Below are 388 nucleotides of genomic sequence, written 5' to 3'. Positions count from 1 at the left end.
GCCCGCGAACCGCTCGTGGTCGACGCCGCCGCCCGGATGATCGCCGCCCATGTGCTGACCACCTTCCCGAACACCGCGCATCCCGCACCCGCGCCCGCCGACACCCGCGACGCGACTCCGGATACCGTCCGGCGAGCCGTGGCCTTCATCGAGTCCGCGCCCGATGCGGAGATCGGCCTGGTGGAGATGGCCGCGGCCGCCGGCGTCACCCCGAGAGCGCTCCAGTACGCCTTTCGCCGGCATCTCGGTACGACGCCCACCGCCTACCTGCGCCGTGTACGGCTCGACCTCGCGCACGCCGACCTGGTGGCGGGGGACGCGGCGAGCGGGGCCGGCGTGGCGGCGATCGCCCATCGGTGGGGGTTCCACCACCTGGGTCGCTTCGCCG

At 74.7% G+C, this 388-nt stretch carries 1 protein-coding gene; it reads left to right on the top strand.

The annotated features are described in order from the left end of the window. Positions 1-388: helix-turn-helix transcriptional regulator (locus tag G3I78_RS50585; protein ID WP_164437413.1), on the top strand; the 388-nt coding region annotated here is incomplete at both ends.

The sequence above is a fragment of the Streptomyces sp. SID13726 genome, from assembly GCF_010548375.1.
In the GTDB taxonomy this organism is placed as follows: domain Bacteria; phylum Actinomycetota; class Actinomycetes; order Streptomycetales; family Streptomycetaceae; genus Streptomyces.
Note: the sequence above shows the minus strand (reverse complement) of the source record. Positions and strands in the feature narration are given on the sequence as shown.